Origin of the sequence: Bacillus sp. AFS077874, assembly GCF_002566505.1 — a bacterium.
Taxonomy (GTDB): Bacteria; Bacillota; Bacilli; order Bacillales; family Bacillaceae_G; genus Gottfriedia.
This window is the reverse complement of sequence record NZ_NUYF01000010.1, coordinates 22,261-39,227: the sequence shown is the minus strand read 5'-3', so window position 1 is coordinate 39,227 and position 16,967 is coordinate 22,261. Positions and strand designations below refer to the sequence as shown.

The 16,967-nt window shown below is 32.2% G+C and carries 21 protein-coding genes; 17 read left to right on the top strand and 4 right to left on the bottom strand.

Going from position 1 to position 16,967, the window contains the following annotated elements; all coding sequences use genetic code 11:
* Nucleotides 1-305: 305 nt before the first annotated feature.
* Complete coding sequence (locus COJ46_RS11380) at nucleotides 306-665, top strand: GNAT family N-acetyltransferase (RefSeq protein WP_097979055.1); 360 nt, start codon at nucleotides 306-308, stop codon at nucleotides 663-665.
* A 558-nt stretch (nucleotides 666-1,223) separates the two neighbouring features.
* Here the strand turns inward: COJ46_RS11380 and COJ46_RS11375 are convergent.
* Nucleotides 1,224-1,727 (bottom strand): DUF309 domain-containing protein, encoded by a 504-nt coding sequence (locus COJ46_RS11375; protein WP_176522616.1) that lies wholly within the window; start codon nucleotides 1,725-1,727, stop codon nucleotides 1,224-1,226.
* A 110-nt stretch (nucleotides 1,728-1,837) separates the two neighbouring features.
* On the bottom strand, nucleotides 1,838-1,954 hold the full coding sequence (locus tag COJ46_RS11370) for a YjcZ family sporulation protein (RefSeq protein WP_084006686.1): 117 nt from the start codon (nucleotides 1,952-1,954) through the stop codon (nucleotides 1,838-1,840).
* 208 nt (nucleotides 1,955-2,162) lie between these two features.
* Here COJ46_RS11370 and COJ46_RS11365 point away from each other — a divergent pair, with 208 nt between their 5' ends.
* From COJ46_RS11365 to COJ46_RS11305, 13 genes are all read left to right on the top strand, one after another.
* On the top strand, nucleotides 2,163-2,933 hold the full coding sequence (locus COJ46_RS11365; RefSeq protein ID WP_097978007.1) for a segregation/condensation protein A: 771 nt from the start codon (nucleotides 2,163-2,165) through the stop codon (nucleotides 2,931-2,933).
* The gene (scpB, locus tag COJ46_RS11360; protein ID WP_097978006.1) at nucleotides 2,933-3,514 is read left to right on the top strand and encodes an SMC-Scp complex subunit ScpB; all 582 of its coding nucleotides are present in this window, start codon (nucleotides 2,933-2,935) and stop codon (nucleotides 3,512-3,514) included. Before COJ46_RS11365 ends, scpB begins: the two co-directional genes overlap by 1 nt.
* 72 nt (nucleotides 3,515-3,586) lie before the next feature.
* The gene (locus COJ46_RS11355) at nucleotides 3,587-3,982 is read left to right on the top strand and encodes a hypothetical protein (RefSeq protein ID WP_097978005.1); all 396 of its coding nucleotides are present in this window, start codon (nucleotides 3,587-3,589) and stop codon (nucleotides 3,980-3,982) included.
* A gap of 18 nt (nucleotides 3,983-4,000) precedes the next feature.
* On the top strand, nucleotides 4,001-4,495 hold the full coding sequence (locus tag COJ46_RS11350) for a DUF3907 family protein (RefSeq protein WP_097978004.1): 495 nt from the start codon (nucleotides 4,001-4,003) through the stop codon (nucleotides 4,493-4,495).
* Nucleotides 4,496-4,661: 166 nt separating this feature from the next.
* A complete protein-coding gene (locus tag COJ46_RS11345) occupies nucleotides 4,662-5,648 on the top strand; it encodes an aromatic acid exporter family protein (protein ID WP_097978003.1) in 987 nt (328 codons plus the stop codon).
* A 152-nt stretch (nucleotides 5,649-5,800) separates the two neighbouring features.
* A complete protein-coding gene (locus COJ46_RS11340) occupies nucleotides 5,801-6,724 on the top strand; it encodes a superoxide dismutase (RefSeq protein WP_097978002.1) in 924 nt (307 codons plus the stop codon).
* 145 nt (nucleotides 6,725-6,869) lie between these two features.
* Nucleotides 6,870-8,015, top strand: coding sequence for a D-alanyl-D-alanine carboxypeptidase family protein (locus COJ46_RS11335; protein ID WP_420488136.1), 1,146 nt, complete (start codon nucleotides 6,870-6,872; stop codon nucleotides 8,013-8,015).
* A complete protein-coding gene (locus tag COJ46_RS11330) occupies nucleotides 8,008-8,601 on the top strand; it encodes a nucleoside recognition domain-containing protein (RefSeq protein ID WP_097978001.1) in 594 nt (197 codons plus the stop codon). Before COJ46_RS11335 ends, COJ46_RS11330 begins: the two co-directional genes overlap by 8 nt.
* Nucleotides 8,602-9,132, top strand: coding sequence for a spore maturation protein (locus tag COJ46_RS11325; RefSeq protein WP_056466828.1), 531 nt, complete (start codon nucleotides 8,602-8,604; stop codon nucleotides 9,130-9,132).
* A 189-nt stretch (nucleotides 9,133-9,321) separates the two neighbouring features.
* Entirely contained in the window at nucleotides 9,322-10,242 is a 921-nt protein-coding gene (locus tag COJ46_RS11320; RefSeq protein ID WP_097978000.1) for a PLP-dependent cysteine synthase family protein, read from the top strand.
* Nucleotides 10,243-10,245: 3 nt separating this feature from the next.
* Nucleotides 10,246-11,400, top strand: coding sequence for a bifunctional cystathionine gamma-lyase/homocysteine desulfhydrase (locus COJ46_RS11315; protein ID WP_097977999.1), 1,155 nt, complete (start codon nucleotides 10,246-10,248; stop codon nucleotides 11,398-11,400).
* Nucleotides 11,401-12,042 carry a class I SAM-dependent DNA methyltransferase gene (locus COJ46_RS11310; RefSeq protein WP_097977998.1) on the top strand — a complete coding sequence of 214 codons (642 nt, stop codon included), beginning with the start codon at nucleotides 11,401-11,403 and terminating at the stop codon, nucleotides 12,040-12,042.
* A 28-nt stretch (nucleotides 12,043-12,070) separates the two neighbouring features.
* On the top strand, nucleotides 12,071-12,544 hold the full coding sequence (locus COJ46_RS11305; RefSeq protein WP_056466815.1) for an S-ribosylhomocysteine lyase: 474 nt from the start codon (nucleotides 12,071-12,073) through the stop codon (nucleotides 12,542-12,544).
* A gap of 364 nt (nucleotides 12,545-12,908) precedes the next feature.
* Here the strand turns inward: COJ46_RS11305 and COJ46_RS11300 are convergent, their stop codons facing one another.
* Nucleotides 12,909-13,181 carry a hypothetical protein gene (locus COJ46_RS11300; protein WP_088010721.1) on the bottom strand — a complete coding sequence of 91 codons (273 nt, stop codon included), beginning with the start codon at nucleotides 13,179-13,181 and terminating at the stop codon, nucleotides 12,909-12,911.
* 67 nt (nucleotides 13,182-13,248) lie between these two features.
* The gene (locus COJ46_RS11295) at nucleotides 13,249-13,527 is read right to left on the bottom strand and encodes a hypothetical protein (protein ID WP_097977997.1); all 279 of its coding nucleotides are present in this window, start codon (nucleotides 13,525-13,527) and stop codon (nucleotides 13,249-13,251) included.
* Nucleotides 13,528-13,771: 244 nt separating this feature from the next.
* On the opposite strand from COJ46_RS11295, the gene rluB reads away from it, so the two are divergent.
* The 3 genes from rluB (at nucleotide 13,772) to resB (ending at nucleotide 16,954) form a co-directional block, all read left to right on the top strand.
* Nucleotides 13,772-14,500, top strand: coding sequence for a 23S rRNA pseudouridine(2605) synthase RluB (rluB, locus tag COJ46_RS11290; RefSeq protein ID WP_098565929.1), 729 nt, complete (start codon nucleotides 13,772-13,774; stop codon nucleotides 14,498-14,500).
* Nucleotides 14,501-14,781: 281 nt separating this feature from the next.
* Nucleotides 14,782-15,309 carry a thiol-disulfide oxidoreductase ResA gene (resA, locus tag COJ46_RS11285; RefSeq protein WP_097977995.1) on the top strand — a complete coding sequence of 176 codons (528 nt, stop codon included), beginning with the start codon at nucleotides 14,782-14,784 and terminating at the stop codon, nucleotides 15,307-15,309.
* A gap of 28 nt (nucleotides 15,310-15,337) precedes the next feature.
* The gene (resB, locus tag COJ46_RS11280; RefSeq protein ID WP_097977994.1) at nucleotides 15,338-16,954 is read left to right on the top strand and encodes a cytochrome c biogenesis protein ResB; all 1,617 of its coding nucleotides are present in this window, start codon (nucleotides 15,338-15,340) and stop codon (nucleotides 16,952-16,954) included.
* Nucleotides 16,955-16,967: the final 13 nt, after the last annotated feature.

Genomic DNA, 16,967 nt, shown 5'->3' with positions numbered 1-16,967 from the left:
TAACTAAAATTTACTTTATTCAAATTTATCTAATTGGTGACAAAAGCCTATAAGTTTGGGTTGGCAGGAAGAATACTTGGCTAGTACGCTAAATCATTTTAAATTACTCCTATACCATTTATCCCGTTTTTCCTTCTCTCTGGTTTTCTGACTTGACAGAAAAATGTGAGAATTATATATTTGAAATATTGATATATTTGGAACGAATTTTTATATTTACCGTACTATAGAGGGATAATCAATCATATATTATGTATTGGTTTAGAAGCTAATTAGAGTTTTAATAATTTTTAAGAGGGGTTAACATGTTAATTAGGTATAAGAAAACATATGAGAAAATTGCAATGGGCCTGCTTTCGTTTATGCCGAATGAAAAGAATGTGAAGAGCTTAGTAAATACAATTAAAGATTATGAAACTAAAGATGATAATCATTTGTTCCTTTGGAAATTAGACGATATTGTTGGGATTATTGGAATACAACTACTACCAGATAAGGTTATTTTGATTAAACATTTAAGTGTAAACCCTTCATTCCGAAATCAAGGTATTGCAACTTCACTTTACGATGCTATTCGATCTCAGTATATAGACTATACAATCGTAACAACGCAGGAAGTAGCTTCATTTATTGAACATTGTCATGTTAGTTTGAAAGTATTATAGAAAAGGTGCTCAATTTTTTTGAGCATTTTTTTTGTAGAAAAAAGTGCTTATTTATGAAGAAGTCATGAGTAAGTATTTTTCAACTTACTGCTATTTTTTCATACTGATTAACCGGTTATGAGGAAGTACGAAGCAACAAAAAGGTATTATGCTTCCTCATGAACCAGTTATGAGGAAGTACGATGCAACAAAAAAGCAAATATGTTTCCTCATGAACCAGTTATGAGGAAGTACGAAGCAACAAAAAGGTATTATGATTCCTCATGAACCAGTTATGAGGAAGTACGAAGCAACAAAAAGGTATTATGCTTCCTCATAAACCAGTTAAGAGGAAGTACGAAGCAACAAAAAGCTAATATGGTTCCTCATGAACCAGTTAAGAGGAAGTACGAAGCAACAAAAAAGGTATTATGCTTCCACATGAACCAGTTATGAGGAAGTACGAAGCAACAAAAAGGTATTATGCCTCCTCATAAACCAGTCATGAGCATGTACGAACTTCTATTCCGACCATACTGAAAAAGGTGCCCAAAATTTTGAGCACCTTTTCCTATAACGCTAAATATTTCTTCGTAGTTCTAATTGCTTTAATCTTTCCGAAATGACATCTGTTCGATCTCTTGTAGAATGTTTATTAATTAAATCTGCCGTAAAAGACGAGTAATATTCTTTTTGATTTTGGAATCTTTCAAACAATTTTTGGTCATTTATTGGGAGATCGAAAGGGAGAAATTCCTTTTCGTTTTGAAGGTTTAGCCGTAAATCTGTTATGATTTGTTGAAATTGTAATTGATCGATACCAGCCATTTCCAATAAATTAGAATCATTTGAAAAAGTAATGACGTGTCGAAATAATTTTTTAGCACCAGTAAAGTTTCTTCTTCTATAATGATATAACACTACTGAGAGTCTTATTAAACCTAACCAGACCTTTTTATATTGATGATTTAATTCAAGTTTCCATTGTTCCTCAAGGATTTCATGACATTCAAAAAAATCTTGATCAAAATGGAAATGGCATAGATATTTTATGTATCGCTCGTTTTTATTATAATGGACCAAGTTTTTCACCTCTTTATTACTAAAATTTTATCAGAAATGGAATTATTTAAAAAGAAGAAAGCCTAGAGCAATGTCTAGACTTTCACGTTTTGTTTATTCACGGGGTTAAATTAACAGACGAAAGCACATCCAACTATGATTAATAAAATAAATAATACTACGATTAAAGCAAAGCCTCTGCCGTGGCCGAAACCGCCGAACTCTGGAGAAACAGCACCTTTACTCATGAAATAACCTCCTTACCAAAAAAATAATTCTTCTTGCACTGATATCTTATGAAAATTTTAAGAAAATGGTATAGGCGCAAAACTAAAAATTTAGGAACAAAGTAACTTCATCGATGAAAAAACCTTTTCTGTTATATAGTTTTATGAAATAATACTTTATACTGTTATAGAGTATATTTTTATTTTAAAGTAAGTTGGTGAGTAGTTTGTGAAGCAATATGAAGTTAAAATTGATGCATTTGAAGGGCCATTAGATTTATTACTTCATTTAATTCAACGATTTGAAATTGATATTTATGATATACCTGTATCTGAAATAACAGATCAATACGTTTCATATATTCATACAATGAAAGAATTAGAATTGGATATTGCAAGTGAATATTTAGTGATGGCGGCTGAATTACTTGCGATGAAAAGTAAAAGTATTTTACCAAATCATGAAGAACAAGCTGATTGGGATGCTGTACTTGAAGAAGACCCTAGAGAAGAATTAATGAATCGATTAATTATATATAAGCAATTTAAAGAAGCGGCGATCGTATTTCAGGAAAAAGAATCAGAACGTGCGATGATTTTTACCCGAAATCCAGTTGATTTGTCCGAATATGGACCTAGACCAGAAGATATTGTCATGCCGACAGATGTTACGATTTACGATATGTTTGGTGCACTTCAAAAGCTTTTTAAACGTAAAAAGCTACAAGAACCGCTTCAAACTAAAATTGTTCGTGAAGAAATATCAATCGAAAAAAGAATGGATGAAATTATTACTTATTTAAAAAGTATAAAAAAGAGAACTAATTTCATCAGTTTATTTCCATATAATGATAAAGAAAGTATTGTAGTTACTTTTTTAGCGATTTTGGAGTTAATGAAAACAAAAGACATTGTAGTAGAACAGGAACAAAACTTTTCAGAAATTTTTCTAACATCACGGGAGGTTTTTGAAGATAAGCAAGCTGAGGTGTACTTGTAATGGAACAGGAAAAAAATTTAGTAGGAGTTCTAGAAGGACTTTTATTTGTAGCTGGCGATGAAGGAATATCGATTGTCGAGCTATCGGAAACTTTAGAATTAAGTCAAACAGATGCTCTAGAATTAATTGAGAGTCTAAAAAAAGAATATGAAAATCCTAACAGAGGATTACAAATTAGAATTTTAGCGAACAGATATAAACTTACTTCAAAGAGGGAACATGGTGAGTTTTTCAAAAAATTAGTTGAAAGTCCATCGAACTCTTCGTTGTCACAAGCAGCATTAGAAACTTTAGCGATTGTTGCTTATCAACAACCAATTACGAGGACAGAAATTGAAGATATTCGTGGAGTTAAGACTGAAAAACCAATTCAAACTCTTGTCTCGAAATATTTAATTAAAGAAGTTGGACGGGCTGAAGGTACTGGACGTGCAATTTTATATGGAACTACTTCTGAGTTTTTAGATTATTTTGGTCTAAAAAACATTAAAGAATTACCTCCACTACCTCAAGATTTAAAAATGGAAGAGGTTGAAGAAGAAGCAGATTTATTTTTTAGCAAATTTGAAAAAAAAGATTAGTTAAAAAATTCTGCAAATCTGTATGTATCCTATGTTAAACTAATACTATGGAAATCTTGGAGGGTGAAAGAATTGTTAATTTATAATTGTCATGGGTATGAATTAGTAAAGGCTCAACCAAATACTTCGGAAGATTTTTTTAATCGTTCTGAAGTTGAATATGAATATAATGGCCAAAAAATTGTAACTTCTGTCTTATATGTTCGCTTTTTTGAAGAACAACTTTCTGAAGTAAGTGATTTAAAAACAACTAGATTATATGAAAATGGCGATCATTCAGTAGATTTCCGTGATATAGTGGCTCTTGCGCTAATTATTAAAAATCCTGATTATCGTGGAAGAAAGCGAATATATATTAATGAATTAGATCAATTTGTAAAAGAGCTACAAGGTGCTGATCTTGATAAATTGGTAGGATATGTGAGAAGTATTAAACAAAATTCAAATAAAATTGAAATTTCGATCTAATTTAACGGAGGGAAAAAAATGTCGAATAAGATGGTAGAGCATCAATTAAAGATTGTTGGTAATCAATTAGGGATTGTTGGTCTAGAGTGTAATTTGTTTTTAAATAAGAATTCTTTACCGTCATTTCAACATGAAAACCAAGCAGTGGATCTTAACTACTTAGAAAAAATACTTTCTTCATTACGTAGAATTACAGTATATTGTGAGGATGCTAAAGAGGTTTGTGAGAAAATTCTAAGTGGACAGTTCCATAAAGCAACAGCTGAAGATACTTTACATAAAATTTATCACAGATGTATCGCAGAATTCTTCTCTCCTAAAAACGATGCATGGTATGAAAATAGTCGTGCAGCATACACTGGTAATCAAGCAATTACATTCTATAAAGCTGTGCCAGGTTCAGTCCAAGACCTATTCTCTTCATTAGAAAAAGTTTTTCAACAAATGCGTGAAGAACTTGAGTATTATGAAACAGATTATTCAACAAAACTTATGCAACAATACAAACAGTAATTAGAAAATAGTTAAATGTAAATAGTAATGTTAAGAGAAAAAGACTAGAAACTTTCTAGTCTTTTCATTTTGTACAAAACACAAAAAAATGGATATATCTAGTAATTTTTATCTAATATGCGTTACAATACTATAGAAATTTCTTTGTAAGAGAAGAGGATTAAAAATGAAACAAATGTATTCGATTGGACAAAGGACTATCAAAACAGCAATCGGAAGTGGTATTTCCCTATTAATTGCAGAAGCTCTACATTTACAAAATTATAGTACTGCAGCTGTCGTTACACTATTAAGTATTCAAAATACAAAACGTAGATCATTTATTGTTGCAATTCAAAGATTTGTTGCATCAGTTATTGCCATGTTAATAGGATGGATGATGTTTGAATTTTTAAGCTATACTCCATTAACAGTTGTCATTTATTTTCTTTTAACTATCCCCTTGTTAGTCACATTAAAGTTACAAGAGGGAATTATTCCAAGTTCTGTGATTGTTTTGCAAATCTATGTGAGTAACAATAAATCAATATCTTTCTTATTTAATCAAGTTGAAATTTTAGCAGTTGGGATTTTAATTGCATTAATAATGAATACATATATGCCGAGTATTGAGAAGAAGATGATTGAATCTCAAAAGAAAATCGAGCAAAATTTTAAAATGTTACTGCTAGGGATTGCTTTAAAAATGAAGGGTAAGGATGAAGATTCACAAAATGATTTAATTGATGAAACTAAAATGCTTTTACAAATCGCGAAAACGTTAGCTTATAGGCAAGTTGAAAATAGTTTTATAAAATCGAACTTATATTATATTAATTATTTTGAAATGAGAGAACGTCAATTTGAAATCATATCGAATCAAATCATTCCATTATTAAAAAAGGTTACGTTAAATTATCCGCATTCAAAAATTGTCGCTGAATTTTTTGAGGATACAGGTGTTTACTTAAAAGAAAAATCTACAGGGATTGAATTATTAGGGGAATTCAGCCATATGATGAATGACTTTAGAAAGATGCCATTACCTGAATCAAGAGATGAGTTTGAGACTAGAGCTAGTTTAATGATGGTTGTTTATGAATTGGAAAAAGTGATTTCATTAAAAATGGAGTTTTACTCAGAAAATCAAACTGTTTTAGAGAAACTAAACTAATCATTTTTTTATAAGAACATGTGGAATTAATATCTTAATTATACGAATTCCATTTATCGCGTGAAACACGTGAATACCGGTAATAGCTATAAATTTAATATCATACAATGGAAAGTAGAAGAGAAATTTATTTTCTCTGATGGAGGTGTATGATGTTAAATCAATCTGAACTCGTCACTTACTTTCAGGAGGTAGAAATCTGGTGTGCGAATGTATTACAGTTGCTGTCTGAAAGATTTGACCATATTCAAGAAAAAGAACTATTAGAATATAAAGTAAAACTATTGTTAAACAGAATGGGGACAAAAGGTCATTATGTAGATCAAAATTCCTTTTTAGATGAAATTAGTACGGATGTGGACGATATTCAAGAACGATTAATTTCAATTTTAAATGAAGAGGAATATGATGATAGTTATGCGTATCGGGTAATCGAAGTTGAAGAAAGGGTTGGAATTGGTAAACATGAGCTTCCACCACTACCCTATCCATATAATGCGCTCGAGCCATATATATCAAAAGAAATCATGATGCTTCATCATGATAAGCACCATAAAAGTTATGTAGATGGTTTAAATAAAGCTGAGATTGAATTAGAAAAGGCTAGAAAAAATAAGAAATACGATTTATTAAAGCATTGGGAAAGAGAGCTTGCATTTCATGGGTCGGGTCATTATTTGCATACTATATTTTGGAATAATTTAAGTAAATTAGGTGGAGGGCAACCTCATGGAGCTCTTTTAAAACAAATTGAAGATGACTTCGGAAGTTATGAAGATTTTAAAGAGCATTTTACACAAGCGGCTAAAAAAGTGGAAGGTGTCGGTTGGGCGATTTTAGTTTGGGTTCCAAGAGCGAATCGGTTGGAGATCCTTCAAACAGAAAAACATCAATTCTTTACTCAATGGGATACAATACCATTGCTAGTTTTGGATGTTTGGGAGCACGCTTATTATTTACAGTATAAATTTGATAAAGACGCATATATTACAAATTTTTGGAACATCGTTAATTGGCCAGATGTAAATTATCGATACGATTATGCTAGTCAATTAAAATGGCAACCCTTTTATTAATTTGCGAAAAATAGTAGGTGCTGGAATTGCTCAGGTTGTATATCTGAACAAGTTCAGCACTTTTTTTCTTAAAAAAAGTCATTTTTTTATAATGTAATTCGTAAACTTGTACTAATTAGGACTAACTGTGGAGTTGATGCGAAAGATGAAAAAATGGCTAGTAGTAGGAATCATTGGCTTATTTTTAATCGGGATTATGATTCCGACGAATAATGTTAAAGCATTTGGAGGAGTTAGTGCTAGAAATGCTGTTTTGATGGATCAAAAAACTGGACGAATCTTATATGGTAAAGCAATGCATGACTCTGAAAGAATCGCCAGCATAACAAAAATAATGACTGCAATACTTGCTGTAGAGTCCGGTAAAATGCAAAACACGATAACAATTAGTTCAAGAGCAGTTCAAACAGAAGGATCATCCATTTATTTAAAACCTGGACAAAAAATTAAGCTGGAAGATTTAGTTTATGGTTTAATGCTTAGGTCTGGGAATGACGCGGCTAATGCAATTGCCGAGGCTGTAGGAGGTAGCATCGAAGGATTTGTTTATATGATGAACGAGAAAGCAAAAGAAATCGGAATGAGTAATACATATTTTAGCAATCCATCAGGACTTGATCAACAAGGCAAAGAGCATTACTCATCTGCTTATGATATGGCGTTATTAACGAGATACGCTATGGAAAATCCTAAATATGCAAAAATTGCAGGTACAAAAGTACACCGTGCCCCAAATACGGCAGAATCTTGGGATTATGTATGGAAGAATAAAAACAAGTTGCTTACTTTTATGTACAAGTATAGTACTGGAGGAAAAACTGGATTTACTAAAAAAGCAAGAAGAACGCTTGTTTCAACTGCTTCAAAAAATGGAATGGATTTAATAGTTGTAACACTAAATGATGGCCAAGATTGGCAAGATCATATGTCACTATTCGAATATGGTTTCAGTAACTATCCTTTAACGAAAGTATTAAGTAAAGGTGGAATAAAGGAAGTCACAAATAAAAAATATAAAGGGCATGTTTATATGAAAAATGACTTCTCTTATCCATTAGATAAAAAAGAACGAGATCAAGTAAGAATCACAATTGAAATGCAAAAGCCGACTAAGAAAAAAATCGCTAATGATGCAATTGTTGGTAAAGCGATTATCGAATTAGAAGGTGAACAAATTGGATTTAGAAATATTTTTTATAGTGATAGTAAAGTCAAAGTATTTACGAAAGAAATAATCCAAAATGGAAAACAAGTTTTATTAAACTTAATGGGAGAGCACTCAGATGGTTAATATAATTTGGGTTGCTCTTACAATAATTGGTTTTATTTTTGCGATGATTAATGGCACGATGGACGAAGTAAATAAAGCTGTATTTGACGGAGGAAAGCAAGCAATTACCATTATTATTGGACTAGTTAGTGTTCTTGTTTTTTGGTTAGGTTTAATGCGAATTGCAGAAGAATCAGGATTATTAAAAATTCTTTCGAAATTATTTCAACCATTTCTAGCATTCTTATTTCCGAGAATCCCTAAAGACCATCCAGCACTTGGTTATATTATGTCAAATATGGTAGCCAATTTATTCGGTTTAGGAAATGCTGCAACTCCATTAGGTATAAAAGCGATGGAACAACTAAAAGTTTTAAATAGAAATAGTAATGAAGCAAGTGATGACATGATTACATTTTTAACGTTAAATACAAGTGCAATCACGTTAATTCCTACAACTGTCATAGGAGTTAGAATGTCTTATCATTCTTCAAATCCGACTGAAATAGTAGGTGTTACTATACTTGCACAGGTCGTTTCATTTATGGGGGGACTCGCGGTAAATAGTTTTTTTGCAAGTAGGCGAAATCGAAAGGGGAGAAAATAAATGGGATATATGAATACGATCTCACTTTATATCATTCCATTTATTATCGCTGTCATTTTAATACATGGAACTTGGAAAAAGGTGCCGACGTATGAATCTTTTGTAGAAGGTGGAAAAGAAGGTGTAACAATTGCTGTGCAATTAATCCCATTTTTAGTAGGTATGCTAGTATCCATCTCGATCTTTAGAGCTTCAGGTGCTCTAGAGTTTTGTGTAGAACTCATGCGCCCATTATTAAGTTCACTAGGTATTCCTGCAGAAGTTTTTCCGCTGGCAATTATTCGACCTATTTCCGGTTCGGCTGCTTTAGGGATTACGTCGGATTTAATTAAAACATATGGACCGGATTCATTTATCGGAAGACTAGCTTCAACTATGCAAGGAAGTACAGATACAACGCTATATGTTCTAACGGTGTATTTTGGAGCGGTAGGTATTCGTAAAATGGGTGATGCATTAAAAGTAGGATTAATCGCAGATGCAATCAGTATTATTTTTTCAATCATTTTTGTGACGATGTTCTTTTCTTAACTCAACTCATACGAATAAAAAAGTACTTTTATTTTAGGATAAAAGTACTTTTTTATTGCGCATTTAAAATTAATATCTTATAATACCAATAAGAATAGTTGGTATTAAGACAACATTCAATTTTACCCATGTTGCATATAATGGATTGGAAGAAACTAACCTTTTTGTGACATAAAGGAGCTTGAAATTATGAAAGTTGTAAAGTCAGTACACGAGCTGATCGGATCAACACCATTGCTTGAAATTACAACATTCCCTTTACCAAAAGGAACAAGACTATTTGCAAAACTAGAATTCTGTAACCCAGGTGGAAGTGTAAAAGATCGACTTGGAATGGAATTATTAGAAAGTGCACTTAATGAAGGTAAATTAGAAAAAGGTGGTACAGTAATTGAACCAACCGCCGGAAATACAGGAATTGGTTTAGCGCTAGCAGCTATAAAATATGACGTAAATGTGATATTTGTTGTTCCTGAAAAATTCAGTATTGAAAAACAAACGTTAATGAAAGCACTTGGAGCAAAAATTGTGAACACACCTACAGAAGATGGAATGACAGGTGCAATTAAAAAAGCAAATGAACTATCAAAAGAAATACCGAATTCATTTGTGCCTTCACAATTTAGTAATGAGGCAAATCCAAGAACTTATTACAAAACATTAGGTCCAGAGTTAGTTGACCAACTCGATGGAAAAATAGATGTATTTGTTGCTGGAGCTGGTAGTGGAGGAACTTTTACTGGAACAGCTCAGTATTTAAAAGATAAATTACAAAATGTAAAAACAGTTATTGTTGAACCAGAAGGATCAATTTTAAATGGTGGAAAGCCAGGTTCGCATGATACTGAAGGAATTGGAATGGAATTCATTCCTGCCTTTGTAGATACAAACTTATTTGATGATATTCACACAGTACTTGATTCAGATGCATTTCGTTTAGTAAAAGAACTAGCAACGAAAGAAGGACTTTTAGTTGGCAGTTCCTCAGGAGCTGCGTTATATGCAAGTTTATTAGAAGCAAAAAAAGCAAAGCCAGGGAGTACAATCGTAACGATTTTCCCAGATAGTAGTGAAAGATACTTAAGTAAAAACATATATAGTGAGGGATAAAATATGAAGAAAAAGACGGCGTTAATACACGGGGGAATTAGTAGAGATGAAGCAACTGGTGCGGTTAGTGTTCCGATTTATCAAACTAGTACGTATAAACAAGATGCTGTTGGCAAACATAGGGGATTTGAATATTCCAGAACAGGCAATCCGACACGACATGCTCTTGAAGAGTTAATGAAAGATATTGAACACGGTGTTGCAGGGTTTGCATTTGCGTCTGGAATGGCAGCTATTCATACTGTGTTTAGTTTATTCAAGACTGGTGACCATATCGTAGTCGGCGATGATGTTTATGGTGGTACTTACCGATTACTTACAAGAGTATTATCAAATTTAGGTATAACAGCTACATTTGTTGATACAAGTAATATTACATTAGTTGAAAATGTTATTTCACCAAATACAAAAGCAATTTTTATTGAGTCACCTAGTAATCCATTATTAAAAATTACTGATATTAAAGCAATTGCGAAACTTGCAAATGAATATGACTTATTAACGGTTGTAGATAATACTTTTGCTACTCCATACTGGCAACAACCTCTTACTCTAGGTGCTGATATTGTTGTTCATAGTGGAACTAAGTACCTTGGAGGACATAGTGACGTAGTAGCAGGAATTGTTGTAACGAATAAAGAAGAGTTAGCTGAAGAATTAGCGTTTTATCAAAACTCGATTGGTGGAGTTTTAGGACCAAACGATAGCTGGTTATTACAACGTGGTATTAAAACACTTGGAATAAGAATGGAAGAGCATGAAAGAAATACGCATGAAATTGTGACGTTCTTATCGAACCATCCAAATGTAAATAAAGTATTCTATCCTGGATTATCCACACATCCAAATCATGAATTAGCAAAACAACAAAGCAGTGGATTTGGTGGCATGTTATCTTTTGAATTAAAAGAAGGATTAGATCCGGAAGAATTTGTAGGTAAATTAAAGTGGTTTACATTAGCTGAAAGTTTAGGCGCAGTTGAAAGTCTTGTAGGTATCCCTTCAAAAATGACGCATGCTTCAATACCAAGGGAAAAACGAATTGCATCAGGAATTTCTGATGAATTAATTCGATTATCAGTTGGTCTAGAAGATCTAGAAGATTTAATTGAAGACCTAGAACAAGCATTAATATTTCAAACATCAAAGGTGAGATAAATGGGTAGAGAGTTTTTAGATGTATTTACTGGTTGGGCAGATAGTTACGATTCTTTTGTTCAAGGCCATGACCCAGAATATAAAGAAGCATTTCGACGTTATGATGAAATACTGAATGAAATTGTTAATAGAAGTGGAAACAGCGTCCTTGAATTTGGAATTGGTACAGGGAATTTAACAAAGTTACTTCTTGATAAAGGAAAAACTGTATTTCCTATCGAACCATCTCCTGAGATGAGAATTATTGCCTCTAAGAAATTAGGCGAGAATATTATGATTCACGATGGAGATTTAATTGATTTTCCTAAACCACAGGCCGGGATCGATACAATTGTAAGTTCATACGTTTTTCATCATTTAACTGATCAAGAAAAATATGAAGCTATTAAAATATATAGCTCATTATTGAACTCAAATGGGAAGATCGTATTTGCGGATACAATGTTTTTAACAGAAAACGATTATAAGAATGAAATTACAAAAGCAGAAAATGCAAATTATATCAATCTAAGAGATGATTTAATTAGAGAATATTATCCATTAATTCCAGTTGTTCGTTCACATTTTGAAAAAAATGGATTTGATGTAAAATTCGAACAATATAATGATTTTGTATGGATCGTTGAAGCTACAAAAAAATAGAGAGATTTAATTTAGGAGGAAATAAAATATGCCATCAGTTGAAAGTTTTGAATTAGATCACACAAAAGTTGTTGCTCCTTACGTTAGACACTGTGGTACTCATGCAGTTGGTACAGACGGAGTCGTTACAAAATATGATATTCGTTTTTGCCAACCAAATAAGCAAGCAATGAAGCCAGATACAATTCACACTTTAGAACATTTATTAGCTTTAAACGTTCGTGAAGCAGTACCTGCGGGTGACCCTTTTAAAATTATTGATTTATCACCAATGGGATGCCAAACAGGATTCTATTTAATCATTGCTGGTACACCTTCAATTTCAGAAGTAATTACATTATTACGTAAAACAGCTGAACTAGGACAACAAGTTGAAGAAGTACCTGCTGCAAATGAGCTTCAATGCGGCCAAGCAAAACTTCATGACCTTGAAGGCGCAAAAAAATGGTTAAAATATTGGAGCGAACAAACAGACGAAACGTTGGAAAGCGTATTTGCTTAATCGTGAAAAACGTCATCTTAATGGATGACGTTTTTTATATTGTTGGAATAAAGAAAATTGTAGAGTGCAAATAAAAAAGTGAAACTGCAATTAAAATAAGGCGAACTGCAAATAAGATCACGAATCATTAATAAATTTGAGTGAAAACAGCAAGAATCTCGATGATTAATAGTAAATTGAATTGAGAAATGAACAAATCAAAATAATATCAATTAAAAAAGATAAAAAATACAAAAATCTCGCCCAAAGGAAATTGTGCATCACGTAGTAATAAAACTCATGCAGGAGAGTTTTTCAAAAAAATAAAAAAACGTCATCCTAATTTTGATGGCGTTTTTGATTAACTGATTTATGACGTTTATTTTTAATTGATCACAAGAAGTAATTTCTCTTTTGGAACGGTGAATTTAATTTCTCCAATATTCTCTTCAATATCTTCAATTGTTGGAATATCATCAAAGCTTTGAATTGAAATGGCATCATCTAAGCATAATAAAATATAAGGGAAGTTTGTTTCTGTAGAGTCATAGATTAACTTGTATGCTTTTGAAGGTTTATCGGAAGTGAAAAATACATCGCCTAATTTAAACGAACCAACTGAATTATATTTTACTGCTGGATTAAAAGAATAATTCATATAGTAAGCTCCTTTTTCATTTTACTTATTATATTATTGACGGGTTTTTAATAGATTAAACAGCAAACTAGTAATTTGCTTGAATTGTAATAGATAGTTTGTTTTTTTGAGTTACCATTGTGACTTCACCAATCCAATCTTCAATATCTCCTAGGGTTGGCATAATGTCATAATTTTGGACTAGTCTTGCATCGGATAATGAGACAAGTACATATGGAAAATCGTCTTCATTTTCTTCATAAACAAGCATATAGATTGTTTCATTCTTTTTAGTAATAAGCACACTACCTGGCGTAATAATTTTAGAACGGTCAAAGGCTGAGGAGTGTTTTAAAGTTAAATTCATATCTATTACCTCATTTCTGCAAATCTAGTAAATTATATGATAGATTTCCAGAAAATATGATATTGAGAGAATGAATAAAGGAAAAAGGGATTAAGGCGAAGAATGATGATTGGGCACGACTTAAAAAATGAAATTATGGTTTAGATTTGGTGTTTAACGCACTTTATTCACAAAAAACCTTGTAGCTGCCACTTGTTTTCAATTGTATAAATCTGTATGATGGTTGAAGAGGTGAAATGATCGAATGGAAAGATTACAGAAAGTTATTGCTAGAGCGGGAATTGCTTCTCGTCGTAAAGCAGAAGAGTTAATTAAAGAAGGAAAAGTGAAGGTAAATGGTCAGGTTGTTACTGAGTTAGGTGTAAAAGTAAGTGGTAACGATCGTGTTGAAGTGGAAGAGATTCCGATTGATAAAGAAGAACCAGTTTACTTCCTTTTATATAAACCATCAGGTGTAATTTCAAGTGTTTCAGATGATAAAGGTAGAAAAGTTGTAACAGACTTTTTTCCAATGATTAAACAACGTATTTATCCAATTGGTAGATTGGATTTTGATACATCAGGCATCATTCTATTAACAAATGATGGAGAATTTTCAAATCTACTTCAACATCCAAAATATGAAATAGATAAAGAATATATTGCAAAAGTAAAAGGGATTCCAACTAAAGAGCAGTTACGTAAATTAGAAAGAGGAATTGTACTTGAGGATGGGAAAACTGCCCCAGCTCAAGTTAAAATGATTTCACTTGATAAAGGCAAAAATACTGCAATTATAAGACTGGTCATTCATGAAGGTAGAAACCGTCAAGTTAAGAGAATGCTTGAGGCGATTGGTACACCTGTTATGAAGTTAAAACGTGAACGATATGCGTTTTTAGATTTGACTGGATTAACTCCTGGTGATGCAAGAGAACTATCACCTCATGAAGTGAAAAAACTAAGAGCAATGGCTACAGCAAAGCCACGCTAATGATAAGTCAGACTATTGATCACTGTTTTCTTATTTAGTTACCCCACCTATTAATCGTACTTATTTATAATCCGGTTAACATTTTTAGAAACTGTGTTTTAATTCAGTCTGATACCCTATTATTTCCACTACGACTCGGTAAATACCGAGTTTTTTCTTTGCTTGAAACATTTAATATTTTTGGATAAAAGATTGAAAATTTAGTCTTTTTTGAAACGTATCAAATTTCTATTCAAGAATAGGAAATAATGATATTCTATCATATGGGAGGAACTGTATATATGAAGAAAAATAGAACGTTAATTCGAACAATTATCTTATTAGTTTTGGTTTGTGCAATTGGTTATACTTTTTACATAAATTTCTTTAAGAAAGATGAAGTTATTACTAAAGGAAGTAAAGCACCAAACTTTGCTATGACGGAGCTGAATACTGGTAAAAGCTATACTCTTTCAGGTGAAAAAGGAAAAGGCGTAATTGTTAATTTTTGGGGTACTTGGTGTGAGCCATGTAAGCGAGAAATGCCTTTTATGAATGAAATCTATTCGAAATATAAAGGAAAAGGGATCGAGTTACTTGCAATGAACGCAGATGAATCGAAATTTTCAGTACAAAGATTTGTAAGCGATTATAAACTTAATTTTCCAGTCGGAATAGATAAAGATCAAGAGGTTTTAAATATATATGGTGTTAACCCTTTACCAACTACGTTTTTTGTAAGTCCGGATGGGACAATAAAAAGAATCGTAACTGGTCAAATGACACCGAATTCTTTTGAAAGTTATATTAAAGAAATATTACCAAAATGATGAGTGTACATTAGTAAGGGGAAATAAAATGGAGACTTTTAAATGTGAATGTGGTCATCTTAATCATGTAGGTACTGTAATATGTGAGTCATGTGGTAAACCTCAAGATGAAAAAGCAACCGAATTACTTGATATGCGCTATGAAGGGACTGCTAGAAGATCAATCGTTAATAATCAAACTTATATAGATAAAATATGGACGTTTTTTTCATCTGTAAAAGTAGCTGTTGTAATCATTCTAATTACGCTAGTAGCAGCAGCATTAGGTACTATTTTTCCGCAAAGAGATTTACTACCGCCTACTGCGAATCCTGCAACGTATTATCACGATGAATATGGAATCTTTGGTAAAATATACGATGCAATTGGTTTGGATAATACGTTTAACTCTTGGTGGTTCATGTTACTTGTTGCATCGATTGGGATATCACTAGTAATCTGTAGTTTAGATCGAATTTTACCACTCTATAAAGCTCTAAACAAACAAACTGTTACTAGACATCCAAACTTTTTAAAAAGACAAAAAATGTTTGGAATTAGTAGGGTTGAACAGATTCCAGACGAAATAGAAAAAGCTAAAGTTAACTTGCGTAAAAGAGGTTATAAAATTCGTGAAGAAAACGGCAATATCTTAGCTGAAAAAGGTCGTTTCTCTCGTTGGGGTCCATATGTAAACCATATAGGGTTAATTATCTTCCTTATTGGGGTAATGATGAGATATGTACCAGGTATGTATATGGATAAAGCTCTTTGGGTTCAAGAAGGCGAATTAAAACCTGTCGTAGGTACAAACCAAAACTATTATATTAAATTAAATGATTTCCATATGGAAACGTATGATAAAGATAAAGAGGGTAAAGTTTATAAAAAAGCGATTGAGCGCTTTGGAAATGATAAAATTCCTAAAAACTATCAAGCTGATGTGACGTTGTATAAACGCGAAGGAAATTTAATACCAGGAGAAGATCCAAAACTTAAAAAAGTAAAAGATTATAGTATTAAAGTTAATGAACCTCTAAAGTTCCAAAACTTCGCTCTATATCAAGTAGATTATCGAATTGGTGAATTTAGTGCATTTTTATTTACATTACAAAATAAACAAACAGGTGAAAAATTAGGGCCAATAACAGTAGATTTACAAAATCCTAAAGAAGTATATGACTTGAAAAATGGATATAAAGTAGAACTTAAAAATTATTTTCCAGATTTCTATTTTAACTCTGATGGTCAACCTGATACAAAAACGAGAAAACCGAACAATCCAGCGTTTGTATTTAAAATGACTACTCCAAAAACACCAAAAGGTGAAGTAGCATTCGTTGCGATCAAACAAAATATTGAACCAAATGGTGAAAACAAATATAAAATGTCATTTGCAGGTATTGAAACAAAAGATTCAACAGGTTTAACAGTACGTAAAGATTTAACTCTTTGGTTACTAGGACTTGGAGGAGCAATCTTTATGATCGGTGTAATTCAAGGGATGTATTGGTATCACCGACGTGTTTGGATCCAAAATCAAGATGGAGAAGTTTGGGTTGCGGCATTTACAAATAAAAACTATTATGGTTTAAAGATGGAATTAAAGAAAGTGTTTAAAGACACAAAAATAGAATTGCCGATTGATCAACAAGCTAATGAATAGTGTTTAACTAGGG